The 17,054-nt window shown below is 62.4% G+C and carries 18 protein-coding genes; 6 read left to right on the top strand and 12 right to left on the bottom strand.

Annotated elements, in window-relative coordinates; all coding sequences use genetic code 11:
* Positions 1-3: 3 nt before the first annotated feature.
* The 5 genes from GEU01_RS04400 to GEU01_RS04380 form a co-directional block, all read right to left on the bottom strand.
* Positions 4-1,833, bottom strand: coding sequence for an ABC transporter ATP-binding protein (locus GEU01_RS04400; protein WP_026018497.1), 1,830 nt, complete (start codon positions 1,831-1,833; stop codon positions 4-6).
* A 93-nt stretch (positions 1,834-1,926) separates the two neighbouring features.
* Positions 1,927-3,267: a DUF763 domain-containing protein gene (locus GEU01_RS04395; protein ID WP_019085093.1), complete on the bottom strand. Its 1,341-nt coding sequence runs from the start codon at positions 3,265-3,267 to the stop codon at positions 1,927-1,929.
* A gap of 47 nt (positions 3,268-3,314) precedes the next feature.
* Positions 3,315-3,770, bottom strand: coding sequence for a manganese-binding transcriptional regulator MntR (mntR, locus tag GEU01_RS04390; protein ID WP_010510864.1), 456 nt, complete (start codon positions 3,768-3,770; stop codon positions 3,315-3,317).
* Positions 3,771-3,823: 53 nt separating this feature from the next.
* A complete protein-coding gene (gene purU / locus GEU01_RS04385) occupies positions 3,824-4,726 on the bottom strand; it encodes a formyltetrahydrofolate deformylase (protein WP_019085091.1) in 903 nt (300 codons plus the stop codon).
* A 6-nt stretch (positions 4,727-4,732) separates the two neighbouring features.
* A complete protein-coding gene (locus GEU01_RS04380) occupies positions 4,733-5,404 on the bottom strand; it encodes a peroxiredoxin (protein WP_019085090.1) in 672 nt (223 codons plus the stop codon).
* A gap of 90 nt (positions 5,405-5,494) precedes the next feature.
* On the opposite strand from GEU01_RS04380, the gene GEU01_RS04375 reads away from it, so the two are divergent.
* The 3 genes from GEU01_RS04375 to GEU01_RS04365 all read left to right on the top strand — a co-directional run bounded on the left by GEU01_RS04375 (position 5,495) and on the right by GEU01_RS04365 (position 8,529).
* On the top strand, positions 5,495-6,418 hold the full coding sequence (locus tag GEU01_RS04375) for an MBL fold metallo-hydrolase (protein ID WP_019085089.1): 924 nt from the start codon (positions 5,495-5,497) through the stop codon (positions 6,416-6,418).
* A 57-nt stretch (positions 6,419-6,475) separates the two neighbouring features.
* Positions 6,476-7,762 (top strand): NAD(P)/FAD-dependent oxidoreductase, encoded by a 1,287-nt coding sequence (locus GEU01_RS04370; protein ID WP_010510870.1) that lies wholly within the window; start codon positions 6,476-6,478, stop codon positions 7,760-7,762.
* Between the two features lie 179 nt (positions 7,763-7,941).
* Entirely contained in the window at positions 7,942-8,529 is a 588-nt protein-coding gene (locus GEU01_RS04365; RefSeq protein WP_187293513.1) for a DUF1643 domain-containing protein, read from the top strand.
* A 43-nt stretch (positions 8,530-8,572) separates the two neighbouring features.
* Here GEU01_RS04365 and GEU01_RS04360 read toward each other — a convergent pair whose 3' ends face one another.
* A complete protein-coding gene (locus GEU01_RS04360) occupies positions 8,573-9,268 on the bottom strand; it encodes an SDR family NAD(P)-dependent oxidoreductase (protein ID WP_053323189.1) in 696 nt (231 codons plus the stop codon).
* Positions 9,269-9,472: 204 nt separating this feature from the next.
* Positions 9,473-10,558, bottom strand: coding sequence for a DNA polymerase IV (dinB, locus tag GEU01_RS04350; RefSeq protein ID WP_019085086.1), 1,086 nt, complete (start codon positions 10,556-10,558; stop codon positions 9,473-9,475).
* 414 nt (positions 10,559-10,972) lie between these two features.
* Between dinB and GEU01_RS04345 the strand changes: the two genes are divergently transcribed.
* The 3 genes from GEU01_RS04345 (at position 10,973) to GEU01_RS04335 (ending at position 12,849) form a co-directional block, all read left to right on the top strand.
* Positions 10,973-11,662, top strand: coding sequence for a YfdX family protein (locus GEU01_RS04345; protein WP_019085085.1), 690 nt, complete (start codon positions 10,973-10,975; stop codon positions 11,660-11,662).
* Positions 11,663-11,771: 109 nt separating this feature from the next.
* On the top strand, positions 11,772-12,383 hold the full coding sequence (locus GEU01_RS04340) for a hypothetical protein (RefSeq protein ID WP_019085084.1): 612 nt from the start codon (positions 11,772-11,774) through the stop codon (positions 12,381-12,383).
* 223 nt (positions 12,384-12,606) lie between these two features.
* Positions 12,607-12,849 carry a hypothetical protein gene (locus GEU01_RS04335; RefSeq protein WP_010510883.1) on the top strand — a complete coding sequence of 81 codons (243 nt, stop codon included), beginning with the start codon at positions 12,607-12,609 and terminating at the stop codon, positions 12,847-12,849.
* Positions 12,850-12,892: 43 nt separating this feature from the next.
* Here the strand turns inward: GEU01_RS04335 and GEU01_RS04330 are convergent, their stop codons facing one another.
* From GEU01_RS04330 to folP, 5 genes are all read right to left on the bottom strand, one after another.
* A complete protein-coding gene (locus GEU01_RS04330) occupies positions 12,893-13,288 on the bottom strand; it encodes a hypothetical protein (protein WP_010510886.1) in 396 nt (131 codons plus the stop codon).
* Between the two features lie 398 nt (positions 13,289-13,686).
* Positions 13,687-14,043: a response regulator transcription factor gene (locus GEU01_RS22275; RefSeq protein WP_232272401.1), complete on the bottom strand. Its 357-nt coding sequence runs from the start codon at positions 14,041-14,043 to the stop codon at positions 13,687-13,689.
* 138 nt (positions 14,044-14,181) lie between these two features.
* Positions 14,182-14,985 carry a bifunctional hydroxymethylpyrimidine kinase/phosphomethylpyrimidine kinase gene (thiD, locus tag GEU01_RS04320; protein ID WP_019085081.1) on the bottom strand — a complete coding sequence of 268 codons (804 nt, stop codon included), beginning with the start codon at positions 14,983-14,985 and terminating at the stop codon, positions 14,182-14,184.
* A gap of 3 nt (positions 14,986-14,988) precedes the next feature.
* On the bottom strand, positions 14,989-16,347 hold the full coding sequence (gene glmM, locus GEU01_RS04315; RefSeq protein ID WP_019085080.1) for a phosphoglucosamine mutase: 1,359 nt from the start codon (positions 16,345-16,347) through the stop codon (positions 14,989-14,991).
* Between the two features lie 52 nt (positions 16,348-16,399).
* On the bottom strand, positions 16,400-17,054 hold a 655-nt coding region (folP, locus tag GEU01_RS27715), incomplete at its 5' end, for a dihydropteroate synthase (RefSeq protein WP_456303506.1).

The raw sequence follows: 17,054 nt of genomic DNA, 5'->3' as shown, positions 1-17,054 counted from the left end.
TCCCTATACCGGCAGGTCGCCGCCCATGGGCAGCAGCCTGTCACGATAGGGGCCGGGCACGCGTTCAAGTTCGGCCATGCTGCCCTGCTGGGCGATGCGTCCCTTTTCCATCACCACGATACGATCGAACCCCCGCAGCGTGGACAGGCGGTGCGCCACCGCGATCACGGTGCGGTCGACCATCAGCCGTTCAAGGGCGGCGTGGACATGGCGCTCGCTTTCACCATCCAGCGCGCTGGTCGCCTCATCCAGAATCAGCACCGGCGCATTGCGCAGGAAGGCGCGCGCAATGGCGATACGCTGGCGCTGCCCGCCCGACAGCATGACCCCCCGTTCCCCCACCACGGTATCGAAGCCGCGTGGCATGGCGGCGATAAAGCCGGTACATCCTGCGGCTTCCGCCGCCGCGCGGACTTCGGCATCGGTGGCGTCGGGGCGGCCATAACGGATGTTTTCCCCTACCGAACGGCGCAGAAGGTACACATCCTGCGGCACGACCGCCATGGTGGCGCGCAGGCTGGCCTCATCCAGTTCCAGAATGTTGATGCCATCCATTTCCACCGCCCCCGCCTGCACGAAACGCTGGCGCTGCAGCAGGGCAAGGACAGTGCTTTTGCCCGATCCCGACACGCCCACCAGCCCGACACGGCTGCCTGCTGGAATATCCAGATCAAAATGCGACAGGACAGACGGGCTGCCGGGATAGGCAAAGCTGACATCGCGCAACTGCACATGCCCCCGGCACGCGGCGGGGGGCAGGATCCTGGATTCCACGACACCGCTGCGTTCATGCGGCACCAGCAGGTGGCCCAGCGTTTCGGACAGGCGGGTGACATGCTTCATCGCCTCGACCATGGAAAAGGCAAGGTCGCGCGTGCAGTTCAGGATCAGGAACCCCAGCGTCGTCACCATCACCACATCCCCGGTCGTGGCCCGGTGCATGCGCCACAGTTCCACCGCCCAGACCAGCAGCCCCGTGGTCATGAAGGCGGTAACGGTGGAATGGATCATGCGCAGCTGTTCCATGTACCGCAGCGAACGACTGTGCATGCCCGTTTCCACCTGAATGCGCCCGCGCATGCGGCCATGTTCGGAACCGATCATGCCATAGGCGCGTACCAGCGGCAGGTTCTGCATTACATCCAGCATTTCGCCGTCCACCTCCGCCGCCTCGGCGGCATAGGACAGGTGCAGGAACTGCCCCCGCCCCGCCAGCCGGTATATGCCCAGACCCAGCAGCAGGGTCATGCCCACCAGCACCAGCGCCATCCACGGGCTGACGGTGCCAAGGGTGACAATGGCCAGCACAAGGTTCAGCACCGAAGGCAGCAGGTTCCACGCCGCCATGTTTTCCAGCGCCACCACGGCACCCGCCGCCGCCGACACACGCGCCGCCAGTGCACCGGACAGGCGCTCCGCGAAATAGGTCGCGGCATGGCCGGTCAGATACCGGAACAGGTCCTGCCGCACATCGCCGCCCACGCGTACGAACACCCCCGACGCCATCCACCCCGCGACACGCCATGCCGCGTTGTCACAGATGATGGTGCCGCAGAACAGGATGATGGACACCCACACCGCCCCCATCCCCTGCCCGCCCTGCGTCATGCCGTTGACCAGATGGCGGATGATGGCGGACATGCCCACGTTGCAGGCAACCGCAATCGCAATCGCGCTGACAATAATGACATGCCAGCGCACATGCAGGCGCACGTAATGCAAAATGAAGGCAAGCGGGTGATGCCGGTAACGCTGCAGTTCGACCATGCGCGCCATGTCAGGCACGGGATCGGGGTCTGCCGGATGGGGCGGACGGGGATCGATTACGGTCATGGATGTGATGCTGCCCTCCAGGCGTGGCGAACGGGTTGGTCCGTATTTCTGCCGTATTCGGCCCGGTATCATGACTGCATGACAGACGTACCCCTATCCCGAGTGGCGGGACGCATCACCATCATGTCCCTGCTGGTCCTGTGGCTGGCCATCATGGCGCATGACCCGATCTCCCTGCCCTTCTTCTGAAACCCGCCGGGGCGGCGGTGGTTCGTACCCAAACACCGACCGGCCGCCATATTCGTGTGAACGGTTGTATTCCTCCGCCATGATGGCGGAAAATGTGGGGCCGGTCGCGTCCCGCTCCAGACGGCGCGCGGCCGTGTCCAGCCTGCGGATGGCGTCCAGCCGTTCCTCCCGCCCCAGCTTCGCCGCCGTCACCGCCGCCTTCATCACCGACAGCGTGCGGTCATACACCGCCACCGGCACGGGATAGGGATGGCGGTCCTTGCCGCCATGGGCCAGCGAAAACCGCGCGGGATCGGAAAAACGGCATGGCGCGCCGTGCACGACCTCCGCCACCAGCGCCAGCGCGCGCACGGTCCGCGCGCCCACGCCGGGCACGCGCAGCAGGCCTGCGAAATCCCGTGGCCCCGCTTCCGCCGCCGCCGCCAGCGCACCATGCAGGCGGCGCATGTTCACATCCTGTGGCTGGACATCGTGGTGGCCGGGCATGGACAGGTGCGGCAGTTCCCCCTGCGCGGGCACGGGTGGGGGCGGTCGTCCCTCGATGCGCATGAGTTCGCGCGTCACCCTGTCCGGTCCCATGTCATGCAGCAGCCCCACCTGCCCCCGGCGCGAGGCATCGGCCCGGCGGTCGGTCAGGTTCATGATCGCAGACTGCGTGGCGCGGCCATCAATGGCCGCGTGCGGGGCTTCGACAAAATCCTCCAGCCCTTCGGACAGCCAGTGGTAACGCCGCGCCATGCGCCGGCCGGTATGCATGCCCTGCTGGACCACGCACCACCGACCATCCGCCGCCACCACGAAACCATGCAGGTACAGGTCGAATCCGTCCTGCACGGCGGCGCTGTCCACCTTGGCCACCATGCGGCTGGTCGCCACCAGCGGGGTGGCGTCAAGGCCGGTCGCCTGCCCCACGTCCAGCAGTTCATCGGGCGTTCGGCGGGAATGGCGGCCCCGGCCGCCACACACATACAGGCCCAGTTCGTCCTGCAACGGGGCCAGCCCGCGCTTGAGCGCCCCGATCACGCTGGTGGTCATGCCTGATGAATGCCAGTCCATGCCCATGACCGCGCCAAAGGACTGGAACCAGAAGGGATGCGCCAGCCGGCGCAGGAATTCATCGCGCCCGTAATGATGGATGATCGCCTGCGTGATGACCGCGCCAAGGCGTGCCATGCTCTGCCCCAGCCACGCGGGCACACGACCGGTATGCAGCGGCAGATCGGCGGAACCCGCGCGTCTGGTCATGGCATTCCCCCTGTGGGCGCTTCCCCCGTGCCCCGACCCCGGCGGGGTCAGTCGTGGCGGTGCTTCCGGGCGGTTTTCAGGAAAGTGGCAAGGCCCGCATCCAGCGCATGGCGGAAGGCATCCAGCGTTTCAGCGCCCACATAATGCTCCATGCCTTCGGCATCAATACGTGCATTGGCTTCGCTGACACCCAGCGCGCGCAGGAAGCGTTCGACCGTATGGTGCCGCGCGCGGCTCAGCGCCGCCATGTCATGCCCGGCGTCGGTCAGGAAAATGCCGCGATAGGGACGGCGCGTCACCAGTCCGTCCGCCTCCAGCCGCACCAGCATCTTCGCCACCGTGGGCTGCGAAACACCCAGCCGCGCCGCGATATCCACCTGTCGCGCTTCCTGCCCGTCATTGAGCAGGTCGTCGATCAGTTCGACATAATCCTCGATCAGGGCGGTCTTGCGCGCCAGCCGCGCCTGACGGAAACCGGCGGACTGCATATCGGCGTCAGGCATGGGTTGCGGGCGCGGACCACGCCGTGGCCCACCCCCGCCGTGGCCCGCTGGCGTCATGGATTGAACACGATCGTCTTGTGCCCGTTGGGAATGACCCGGCATTCCGTGAAGTAGCGCACGGCGCGGGCCAGCACCCGGCGTTCGATATCGCGCCCCTTGCGGATCAGGTCATCGGGGCTGTCGGCATGGGTGATGCGTTCGACATCCTGTTCGATGATCGGGCCTTCATCCAGGTCGGGCGTCACGAAATGGGCCGTGGCCCCGATCAGCTTCACACCACGGGCAAAAGCCTGGTGATAGGGTCTCGCCCCCTTGAAACCGGGCAGGAAGGAATGATGGATGTTGATGCAGCGCCCGGCGAGCCATTCGCTCATGCCATCGGACAGGATCTGCATGTACCGCGCCAGTACCACCAGTTCGGCCTCCGTCTCGCGCACGATATCCGCGATGCGGGCTTCCTGTTCCCCGCGCGTGGCGGCGGTGACCGGCAGGTAATGGAACGCAATGCCGTCCAGATCGATATGGGCATAGGTCTGCCGGGGATGGTTGGCGATGATGGCCACCGGTTCAATGGCCAGTTCGCCGATGCGCCAGCGGTACAGCAGGTCCACAAGGCAATGGTCAAAGCGCGAGACCATGATGACGGTACGGGTGGGACGCGGGTTTTCACGCAGCGACCATTTCATGCCGAACCGGGCGGCAACCTGCGCCAGCGCCACGTCCAGCCCCCCGCGCGCAATGCCATCGGCCGGCACGCTGAACACGACGCGCATGAAGAAGATACGGCTTTCGCGTTCATCAAACTGCTGGGCGCCCGCGATATCCCCACCCAGTTCAAACAGCGCGTGGCTGATCGCGGCGACAATGCCCGGACGGTTCGGGCATGACAGCGTCAGGATATAGGAACGGCGGTCGTGGTTCTTGTGGTCGGGCATCATTTCCCCATTGCCAGGCATGGCGCGCTAGCGCGTGCGGCCCGTATCGGGCACGGTGTTGTAGAACCAGCATTGGCCCGTGGCCTTGCGCACACCGGCCTGCGTGGTGGGCACGGGCCTGACCACGTCGCCGCCCGGCACCCAGCCTTCGGGTGTCATGACGGTATTGCCCGCGCTGCGGCGCAGGGCCTCAACAAGGCGGAGCAGTTCCTCGACCGAGCGGCCGACGGACATGGGATACCACATCACGGCGCGGATGACGCCATCGGGGTCGATCACGTAGCATGCGCGCACGGTGGCACTGTTCTGCGCGGTCTGGTCCAGCATGCCATAAGCCCGGCATACCGCCATGGAAGGGTCTTCCACCAGCGGAAAGGGAATTTCGACCCCGAAGCGTTCGTATATCGTCTCCAGCCACGCCAGATGCGCGTACAGGCCGTCAACCGACAGTCCCAGCAGGGCGCAGTCCAACGCGTCGAAACGGTCCTGCGCCCTGGCCAGCGCCATGAATTCGCTGGTGCAGACCGGCGTGAAATCCGCCGGATGCGAGAAAAACAGGAGCCAGCGCCCACGGAAATCCGACAGGCGCATCTCACCTTTCGTGGTACGCGCCTGAAAGTCCGGCGCCACGTCACCAATACGCAACGGGCGGGCCTCGGTCATGCCACCGGTTGCGGGAATGCTTCCCTCATTGCTCATGTCCTGCCCTTTTGCATCTGTCGCGCCTTGACGCAAGCCATCTTATAACATACATTTATTATGTAATTCATAAAGTATGGAAGCCATTCCATGACCGACCCTGTCATCGCGGCTGCCACCAGCCAGATCACAACATGCCGCGCCACGGGCCATGTGCCTGTTGTCAGGACGTTTTTTGACGATCCGACCTTCACCGCCACCCATGTCGTCCATGATCCCGCCACCATGGCCTGCGCCATCGTGGACAGCGTGATGGACTACGACCCCGCATCCGGCCGGACCGATCACGCCATGGCGCAGGAAATCGTGGATTACGTGACGGCGGAAAAACTGAAGGTGGAATGGCTGCTGGAAACGCATGTCCATGCCGACCACCTGTCCGCGGCACCCTGGCTGCAGGAACGGCTGGGCGGCAGGCTGGGGATCGGGGAATCCATCATCCGCGTGCAGGACATCTTTGGCAAAATGTTCAATGCGGGCACCCGTTTCGCGCGCGACGGGTCGCAGTTCGACCGCCTGTTCAGCGACGGGACACGGTTCATGCTGGGTTCGCTGCCCGCCATCGCCCTGCACGTACCAGGCCACACGCCCGCGGACATGGCGTATGTGATCGGGGATGCGGCCTTTATCGGTGATACGCTGTTCATGCCCGATTACGGCACCGCGCGCGCCGATTTTCCGGGGGGCGACGCCCGCACGCTGTACCATTCCATCAGGCGGCTGCTGTCGCTGCCTGACGAAACACGTGTCTTCCTGTGCCATGACTACAAGGCGCCGGGACGCGACGAATATGCGTGGGAAACCACAATCGGCGCGGAACGACGCGACAATGTCCACGTTCATGACGGCGTGGATGAAGATGCATTCGTCAAAATGCGCACCGCACGCGATGCCACGCTGTCGCTGCCGAACCTGATCATGCCTTCGGTGCAGGTCAACATGCGTGGCGGGCACCTGCCCGAACCGGAAGACAATGGTATAAGTTATATCAAAATCCCGGTCAGCGGTTCATGACATTCCTGTTACAGCCGATTAGAGCCGGTTTTACATTCTGAGTTACGGAGACCCTTCATGACAGATACCGACCCAGCCGCCCCGAACCTGTCCAGCCCCGCACACGGGCTGACCTATGATGTCGTCGTGGTAGGCGGCGGGGCGGCCGGCCTGTCCACGGCAGCCAGCATTCTCAAGCGCCGGGGCGGTATCACGGTCGCGATCATCGAACCGTCAGGATCGCATTTCTACCAGCCGGGCTGGACGCTGGTGGGCGGCGGCGTATTCAAGCAGTCCCAAACGCGGCGTTCGGAAAAGCGGCTGATCCCCGCCGGCGCGGACTGGGTGCAGGCGGCGGCGACCGGGTTCGAGCCCGAATCCAACCTTGTGCACCTGTCGAACGGGTCATCCATCCGCTACGAGGTGCTGGTTGTCGCAACCGGCCTGACGCTGGACTGGGACGGGATCGAGGGGCTGAGCGAAACGCTGGGCCGCAATGGCGTGACCTCCAACTATCGTTATGATCTTGCCCCCTACACCTGGCAGCTGGTGCAGACGCTGGGCCGGGGCAATGCCGTGTTCACCCAGCCGCCCATGCCCATCAAATGCGCGGGCGCGCCGCAGAAGGCGATGTACCTGGCCTGTGACGCATGGCGCAGGCGGGGACTGGCCGACAATATCAATGTCTCCTTCCACACCGCCACGCCGGGCCTGTTCGGGGTAAAGGAATTCGTGCCGGCGCTGATGGAATACATCCAGCGCTACCACATCGACCTGTGCCTGAAATCCAACCTGACGAAGGTGGATGGCAAGAACCGGGTCGCCACCTTCACCAACGTGGCCGAAGACGGCACCAAGACCACGACCGAGACGGAATTCGACATGCTGCATGTCGTCCCGCCCCAGCGCGCGCCGGACGTGATCCGCAACAGCCCGCTGGCAGGTGAAGGCGGCTGGGTATCGGTTGACCCCGCCACCCTGCGACACACGAAATATGAAAATGTGTTCGCACTGGGTGACGTGGCAGGCACCTCCAACGCCAAGACGGCGGCCGCCGTGCGCGTGCAGGCCCCGGTGGTTGCGGTCAACGTGCTGGCCACGCTGGACCACAAGCCCGCCGTCGCCGATTACGACGGTTACGGCGCATGCCCGCTGACGGTCGAACGCGGGAAGATCGTGCTGGCGGAATTCGGTTATGGCGGCAAGCTGGAGCCGACCCTGCCGACATGGCTGCTCAATGGCCGCAAGCCCACGCATCTGGCATGGATGCTGAAGGAATGGGTCATGCCGGTGCTATACTGGGATGGCATGCTCAAGGGCCGTGAAATCATGGTCGCCCCCCACAAGATCGGCACGCCGCGCTAAGGGGCTGTTTCAGAACAGGCCATTGATAAAAAACAATAAGAGTTTCCGGGTGCCGCCTTTTTCCAAAAAGGCGGCATTCTTTCTGAAGCTTTGAAAAAGCTTCACCGGAAACTTTTCTAAAACAGTTTTTTATCCAATGGGATGATGCATGGCCGCGTGGGGTGGACCTTCACGCGGCCATGCGTATGAATACGGGCATGGATACCAAGCCGTCTGCCACCCACCATGTGGGGTCTTCCCGTCCGCTGCGCCTGGCCGATGATGTGGTCAGCCATGCCGTCTATGGCGGTCCGGACAAGTGCTACCGCTATGAACTGACGCGCACGTGGAATGCGGATCGCCCCGCTGTCATGTGGCTGATGATGAACCCGTCGGTCGCGACCGAGGATGGGGATGACCGCACCGTGGCCAAATGCCAGCGTTATGCCCGTGCATGGGGCTACGGCACGCTGCTGGTGGGCAACACGTTCGCCTATCGCTGCACCGACCAGAAACGCCTGACGGAGGTGCCCGATCCCGTTGGCCCCGATAATGACCGTCACCTGCTGGACATGGCGCGCCGGGCCGACCTGGTGATTGCCGCTTACGGCTCCCCCCAGATCAGGAGCCTGCTGTCGCGCGGGCCGGACGTGGTGCGGATGCTGCAGCAGCACGGCATTACCGTCAGCGCCATGCGCCTGAGCCGCCGTTCGGGCCGGCCTGAACATCCGTTATACCTGCCCGCCGACCTGCGTCCTGAACCCCTGCCCGCCTATCCACCCGCCTGAACGTCCCGCAGGGGCATGCGGCGGGCGGTGGCAGGCCGGCCGGTCAGAAGCTTTCTTCCGCCCGGCAGTTGACCGGCACTTCGGAAATGCTGACCTCGTTGGGGGAGGTGACAAGGAAATGGGCAATGCGGCCGATTTCCTCCGGCGGGGTCATTTTCAGGTCCGGCATCATGCCGGCCACCATGTCCGTCTTGACGAATCCGGGGCAGATGACAGTGGACCGGATGCCATGGTCAAAACCTGCATGGCGGATGGCGTGCGCCAGCGCCAGCGACCCGAATTTGGATACGGCATAGGCCCCTGAATCCGCATCATAAACCCGCTTGCTGGACAGTGAACCGATCACGATCACCCGTCCCTGCCCACAGGCCACCAGTTGGTCCCATGCGGCGGCCACGAGCCTGCGGGGGCTTTTGATATGGACTTCCAGCATGTCATCCATATCGCGTTCCGAAATATCGATGACGCTTTTCCATGTGCCAATGCCCGCATTGGCCACAACGGCATCAATCCGCCCGAAACGGGCCTGCGTTTCCTTCACCCACGCCGCTTCGGTCGCGGCGTCAAGCGCGTCATAGCGGGAGACCAGCACACGTTCTCCATCCGCCCATGCGGGCATGTGGGGGGTGCGCATGCCAAGGCTGACGCACCAGCCCTCGTCATAAAATTTGCGGGCGATGGCGGCCCCCATGCCGCGCGCGGCACCTGAAACCATAATGACCCGTCCGGACTCTACCATGTAGGCTTCCTGCATCCTGTTTGTTGTCGATACAGGTCCCATCCTTTCACATGCTGAACGATCTGACGAATTCATATGCATGCCGTAATGAACGGGCCGCCATCATTTCCTATGAGTAGATAAAAGTTTTTGGGTATCGCCTTTTTTCAAAAAGGCGATGTTTTCTGAAGCTTTTGGAAAAAAGCTTCACCAGAAACTTCTTTATTATCCGAACAGCGCCAGTTGCCGGGGCGCAGGCTGCGTATCGCGCGCGCGCAGTCCCGATACGGTAATGCCCAGCAGTCTTATGCCCCGTGGCGGGGGAAAGCATGGGGCCAGCAGCGCCTGCGCCCGATCCATCAGGTCGCCTGCGTCACGCACCGGTTCCGCCGCCGTACGCCCGCGCACGATCTGGCGGAAATCATTGTATTTTACCTTTATGGTCACGGTAACGCCCGTCAGGCTGCGGGCAGTACAGCGGTCCCAGACCCGTGCCGACAGGTCCACCACACTGTTACATGCCGCAGGCCAGTCATGGATATCGGCTTCAAATGTCTTTTCAGCCCCTACCGAACGGCGTGGACGGTTGACCTCGACCGGGCGTTCATCAATTCCGCGCGCGATGCCGTAATAGAAATCCGCCGCCTTGCCAAAATGCCGCAGCAGGCGGGACAGCGGCTGCTGGCGCAGATCCAGCCCCGTGCGAATGCCCAGCGCGTGCATCCGCGCCGCCGTGGCCGGGCCGATGCCATGGAATTCCTCCACCGGCAGGGCGGCTACAAAATCGGCGCCCATGCGCGGTGTTATGACAAACTGCCCGTCCGGTTTGTGATAATCCGACGCCAGCTTGGCCAGGAATTTATTGTAGGATACACCAGCGGATGCGGTCAGCCCCGTCTCTTCACGGATAAGGTCGCGAATGGCCTGCGCAATCGCCGTGGCGGATGGATAGGGCTGCAGGGGGTGCGTGACATCCAGATAGGCTTCATCAAGCGAAAGCGGCTGGATCAACGGGGTAAAACGCGAAAAAATGTCATGAATCCGTGCCGAGACGGCGCGATAGACATCAAAGCGCGGCGGCACGAACAGCAGGTCGGGACATTTACGCAGCGCGGTCACGGACGGCATGGCCGAACGGACACCGAAACGGCGGGCTTCATAACTGGCGGCCGCCACCACGCCACGGCGGCCCACGCCCCCTACCGCAAGGGGCCTGCCCCGCAGGGCGGGATCATCGCGCTGTTCAACCGAGGCATAGAATGCATCCATGTCCACATGGATGATACGGCGGTACCCTGGCGGCTGCGTCACGGCACACCACGGGCCTGGCGGCAGGACGTGCCGCGCGCGGCCACGCCCCGACGGGGCATGGCCGGCACGACATTACGGCAGATCAGCCGTTGCACTTCTTCTTCTTAAGGAAATACGCGATGACGCCGGCAATCGCGCCAAGAACCAGGATGCCCTTGAGGCAAGGGGACTTGGAAGGGCACTTGGTTGTACATTCAGACATGGTTCATTCCTTGATAGACAGGTCCGTTCCAGACGGGAACGGCACTGTTTCATACTAACGCATGGCGGAAACATGACCATACCGCATTTTTACATGATTGCGCCGGGTCAGGCCTGACATGCGAAGACAGTGCAGCCGCATTGCGTTGCCACATCTTTTGTTACATCTGGCGCCGCGCGATGATGCAATGACAGAGACCGGAGATATGAACCATGAAGAAGTTTGCCTTACTGCCCGCCGCCGCCCTGATGATGGGAACCGCGCTGGGTGTCGCCCATGCCGCCCCTTCCAACGGCCGTGCCGTCAATCGTGACTTTGCCAAGCTGTCGGCTGATGGCAGCCGCGCGTTTGACGATATCGCCATGGCCCGCACCGCGCTGGCCAATAACGACCCTGCCGGCGCGGCCAAGCTGCTGATCGACGCCAACAATGCCCTGACCCGCGCCAAGAGCGACAACAAGGTGTTCATGAAGGCGGAAGCCCAGCTGACCCCGCCCAAGAAGGCGCCGGCTGGCGCGCCCGCTCCCTCCGCCTCGGCATCCACCCAGCCTGTCGCATGGCTGCCGGTTGACGGCGAATATATCGTGACCGAAGACCTTGAGCCCACGTCCCCCAAGGGGTCGGCCGTGGCGTCCGCCAATACCAGCCTGAACAAGGGCCAGACCGCACAGGCGGCACAGAACCTGCAGGTCGCGGCCGTGGATGTTGACTTCGTCCTGGCCATCGCACCGCTGGATGCCAGCGCGGGCGATGTCTACCGTGCGTCCAACCTGCTGGCGGGCAAGGACACCAAGGGCGCTGACAGCGCGCTGCAGGAAGCCCAGAACAGCATCCGCTTCGTATCCGAAGACATGGTCGGCTCCCCTGATGGCCAGGGTAGCGGCAAGAAGTCCGCCCACTGATACGCGGTCGTTTCCGGTCGTTTTCATGCATCGCATGTTGACGTCACATGCCGCTTCCCGGTCAGGGAAACGGCATCGCCTGCCTGACCGGGCGCGGACAGCCTGGCGCATGGCCGCATATGTCGGCCTGGCCTGTGCATTCCTGTCGGCCCGACCTGCATGGGCTGGCGGTGAAATCGAACTGTGCCTGCAACAGCACGCGGTGGAAAACGCCTTTGTGCAGGATTCCCCGGCGCGGGGTCCGATCCATGTGCCCGCAGGCACCGCACTCAGCTACGCCGGACATGCCTTCGGCCCTGCATCTGACCCACTGGATCGTGCCCATGCCGCCCCGGACGGGGATGGGTGGCGTAACATCCCCCCTGCGGAAGAAGCACGTCGCCGCCAGTTGCAGATGGAAGATATCGGGGGGGATGGCGATTATCACCGTCCACAGGCGGCCCTCATGACCACAACGGCGGTAACCCTGTCCCATGCCCATCCCTGCGCGCGCATTGGCGCGACGGCACTCCTGTCCGATGACTGGACATGGACAATGGATACCATTCCGGCCCGTCCCGACATGTATTTTCAGGTGTATGGCACGGTCACCGGTGACCAGCTTGACCCGACATTCAACAATGATGCCGATCCATTCCAGTGGACCGCAGCCCATGGCGGCCTGAACGCCATTGTTACCCAGACCATTGACCAGTCACTGACCCTGCGTTCAGGGGGATAGGTGTTACGCGAATTTAAATAATATACTGCCTTATACTCTGGCTGTCCTGAACCGTTCCTTAACCGGTGCCACATGCCCCATCCGGGCCGTTGCATTCAGTTACCGGAAGGATGGATGACCGAAGAGGGTGGCGTAACATAACATGCATGCTAAATGTTGTTTTAACAGCCCTTCTGACAGGTTCGACAACCTTGGCAGCCGATGGGAAAGTATGGAGAACGGGATGGCCCTCTATCAGTCCGCACAGTTTGTTGATACGTGGACCGATCCTGAATTCGACAAGATCCATCCCCCCCGTACCGTGGCGCCCCATTCCGGCATTTACCGCTGTGTTGGCTGCGGCGTGGAAATTGCCGTAAGCGAAGGGCATCTCCTGCCCCCCGCCCACGCCCATCCACACCGGCTTGGCACGCGGGAAGCGTGGCAGATGGTGGTCTATGCCGACCACCGTCCCAAACTGGTGTGAACCCTCACTGATCAGGTGCGGTACATGGATGTACCGCAATCCCTTACCACCAGCCACCGCCCCACGGGCCGCCCCAGCCGCCACCCCAGCCCCACATGCCCCAGTTCCATGAGGCATCCTGGTACATGTCAGCCGTCATCTGCTGCTGGTCCGCCAGGTTCTGGGCCTGCACATAGGACATGTACCGTCCATAGGCCGCCTGGTTACCGACATACAGGCAATTGCATACCTTGGGGTCGGAATAGACATACAACATGTGATCCCCGAACGATTTCTGAAGAAACCGGTTGGCGGGAAGTTTCTGCAACATTTCCTGACGTTCCGGCGTATTGGCCGGACGTGCGACGAACCCTGCCGCGGCAAGGCTGTTTTCCTTGTCCACGATCTGGTCATGCACGCTTTCACACGCGCTCAGGCTACCTGCCGCCGCGATCAGCAATATGCCGCCAGTGTATAGATGCCTGAACCTTTTACGGTGTCCCATCGACATTCTGCCTGTTTCCATCCTGTTAATTCCCGCATCCTGTCCCATGCGCGAAACGGAATAAAGATGTCACAGAAAAAACATATGCATTATTCCGACCGACTTTGATTTATCTCATGTCCGGGGATGGAACACCAATGCAATAACAGCAGGGCGATGGGGGCATCGCATATCGAATCATCACTTTAAAACTCAGGCAGGCTTACCATATGGTGGCCTGCCTTTTTTTTGTGTTGCCAAGTATTCCCTGTAACCTATGTCTTTTTTCAAGGCATGGAGTGCCAGTATCCGCACCACATGCCAGCCAGGACGCGATCAGAAAACCGCCACCTGCGCCTTGGCCCGTTCAGGGGTTACGGCAAGTGGGCCGCCTGCATCCGCGCAACCAGTTCCATGGATTCATAGGGACGTGTCACATAATCGTCCGCACCGATGGAAAATGCCTTCACCTTGGCCATGGAGGCCCGCTCTTCCGACAGGATCAGCACCGGGGTCGGTACACGCGCGGCCCGACTGATACGCAGGACTTCATACCCATCCACATCAGGCAGCCGGACATCAATGACGGCAAGATCGTAATTATACGATTTCAGCATTCCCAGCGCATCATGCCCCGTATCGACATGATCTACCGTAAATCCACCTTTTTCCATGTGCCGGGTGGTCTCTTCGGCTTTTCGTGCAACAGGCTCAACAAGCAAAATCCGCATATCGACCATCCAGTAGATATTTTACAACGTAACCACCTATAGGTGCATTGTAATTCGCAGACAACCTAAAGTTGATAATATATTACTGCCCTGTTATAATATTTATGGATTAATATCATTTGTTTTGTTAATTAACCATTAAGATGGCCACGTCGCCATTCCAGCCGTATGATCCAGTGGCCCCGCCCCGCTGCCATAGCCGGGGGCCCCGGCAATCGCCTTGTGTACATACGCGCGTGCCCGTACCACCGCATCACGCAGGGACATGCCCTGACCCAGGCCTGTTGCAATCGCACTGGCCAGCGTGCAACCGGTACCGTGCGTATGGCGGGTATGGATGCGCCGGGTCACGAATTCTTCCGCCGCGCCACCACGCGCCAGCAGCACATCCACCAGTTCGTCGCCCTCCATATGCCCGCCCTTGAGCAGCACGGCACGTGGTCCCAGCGCCAGCAGATCGTGTGCTGCGGCAACCATTTCCATCCGGTTCCCGATCCGCCGGTCCAGCAGGACCTCGGCTTCCGGCAGGTTTGGGGTCAGGACGGATGCAAGCGGCAGCAGCCGGGATTTCAGGGCGGACAGCGCACTGTCCTGCAATAACGCGGCGCCCCCCTTCGCCACCATGACCGGATCAAGGACGTAGGGAATGCCGACTGCTGTCATCAGCACGCCGGCGATTGCCTCGATCACCTCGGCGCGGTCGAGCATGCCACTCTTGAACGCATCCACGCCAAGGTCATCCATGACACAGCGCATCTGGGCGATGACGAAGGCGGGTGATACCGGCATCACCTCATGCACGCCCAGCGTGTTCTGCGCCGTCAGCGCCGTCACGGCGGTCATGGCGAAACCACCCAGCATGGTGACGGTCTTGATATCCGCCTGGATACCGGCCCCGCCCCCGCTGTCGCTGCCAGCCATGATCAGGATACGTCCCTTCATGGATCAACCCGCCATCTGGATCGCGTTGATCGCGTCGCACATGTCCTCGACCACTTCTTTTACCAGCACTTCATCTTCAGCTTCCGCCATCACGCGCACCAGCGGTTCCGTCCCGCTTTCACGCAGCAGCAGCCGCCCGCGTTCCCCCAGGCGTTTTTCCGCGGCCTTGCGGGCTTCTTGCACCTGCGGGTCCTGCAACGGGCTTTTCCCGGCAAAGCGGACATTTTGCAAAAGCTGGGGATAGGGCTTGAACATGCGGCAGACCGCGCTGGCGGGGCGGCCGGATTCCACCACTTCCGCCAGGACCTGCAGGGCGGCGATCAGCCCGTCGCCCGTGGTGGCGAAATCGGACAGGACCATGTGCCCTGACTGCTCGCCCCCGATATTCGCACCCAGTTCGCGCATCTTTTCCACGACATAGCGGTCGCCTACCGCCGTGCGGACCAGTTCCAGCCCCTGTGTTTCCAGATAGCGTTCCAACCCCATGTTGGACATGACCGTGGCCACGATATACCGGCTGGACAGCCGTCCCTGCCGCGCCCATGACTTGGAAATCAGGGCAAGGATCTGATCGCCATCAATCAGGCGGCCCTTTTCGTCGGAAATCAGCACCCGGTCGGCATCCCCATCCAGGGCGATACCGATATCCGCCCGGTGCCGCAGCACGGCGGCGCACAGGGCTTCGGGCCGGGTGGAGCCACAGCCTTCATTGATGTTGATGCCATCGGGGTCGCACCCGATCCGCACGACCTCCGCCCCCAGTTCCCACAATGCCGTTGGCGCGACACGGTAGGCCGCGCCATTGGCGCAGTCGATCACGATCCGCAGCCCATCCAGCCGCAACCCGCGCGGGAAGGAGGATTTGGCGTTTTCCACATACCGTCCCGCCGCGTCATTCAGGCGGGACGCCCGACCGATCTGGTCCGGGGCTGCCAGCATATGGGTCAGATCGGAATTCATCGCCGCCTCGATCCCGGCTTCCGTCTCATCCGACAGTTTGAATCCATCCGGGCCGAACAGTTTGATGCCGTTATCACCATACGGATTATGCGACGCCGAAATCATGACCCCCAGATCCGCGCGCAGCGAACGGGTCAGCATGGCAATGGCGGGTGTCGGCATCGGTCCCACCAGTGTCACATCCATGCCTGCCGACAGGAAGCCCGATACCAGCGCGCATTCGATCATGTACCCCGACAGGCGCGTATCCTTGCCCAGCAGCACACTATGGCGGTGAGTCCCCTGAATGAAGCGGAGGCCGGCAGCCTGTCCCAGCTTCTGCGCCACTTCGACCGTCATGGGAAAACGGTTGGCGGTGCCCCGAATTCCATCAGTGCCGAACAGCTTTCTTGTTTTTACCATTACTGGGGATCTCCGGATGCATTCAGGTCGTACACCCGACCTACCTTACCTGTCAGTGACGATCCAGCCCTTGGGTGACACGCATCGCCTGCATCATGGCCGTAACGTTGTGAACACGCAGCACGGTATTTGCAAAAACCAGTCCCGGCAGGCTGGCGGCGATGGTGGCCGGATCACGGCGGGCCGCATCTGGCTGGGCGCAGATTTCACCAAGCATGCGCTTGCGTGAAACGCCCAGTACCACCCGGCAGCCCAGATTGGCCAGCAGCGGAAGACGGGCCAGCAGGTCCAGATTACCCTCCACCGTCTTGGCAAAGCCGATGCCCGGATCAATCAGTATGCGCGCCCTGTCGATACCGGCAGCCACCGCTTCATCCACCCTGTGCGCCAGTTCGCGCACCACATCCACCGCAACATCGTCATACGCTGCATGGTCATGCATGGTTGCAGGCGTGCCCCGCATGTGCATGAGCATGACCGGGCAGCCGTGCCGCGCCACCACCCTGCGCGCAGCCGGATCATATGTCAGGGCCGAAACATCATTGATGATACTGGCCCCCGCCCCCAATGCACGGTCCATGACCATGCCCTGTCGCGTATCAATGGACAGGTGCAGGTCATCAGGACCGGTGCATTCCCGCACCGCACGGATAACGGGCCCGATACGACGCCATTCTTCTTCCGCCGTTACCGGCGGGGCACCGGGA

Source organism: Komagataeibacter europaeus LMG 18890 (genome assembly GCF_000285295.1).
In the GTDB taxonomy this organism is placed as follows: Bacteria; Pseudomonadota; Alphaproteobacteria; order Acetobacterales; family Acetobacteraceae; genus Komagataeibacter; species Komagataeibacter europaeus.
This window is presented reverse-complemented; position numbering and strand designations above follow the sequence as displayed.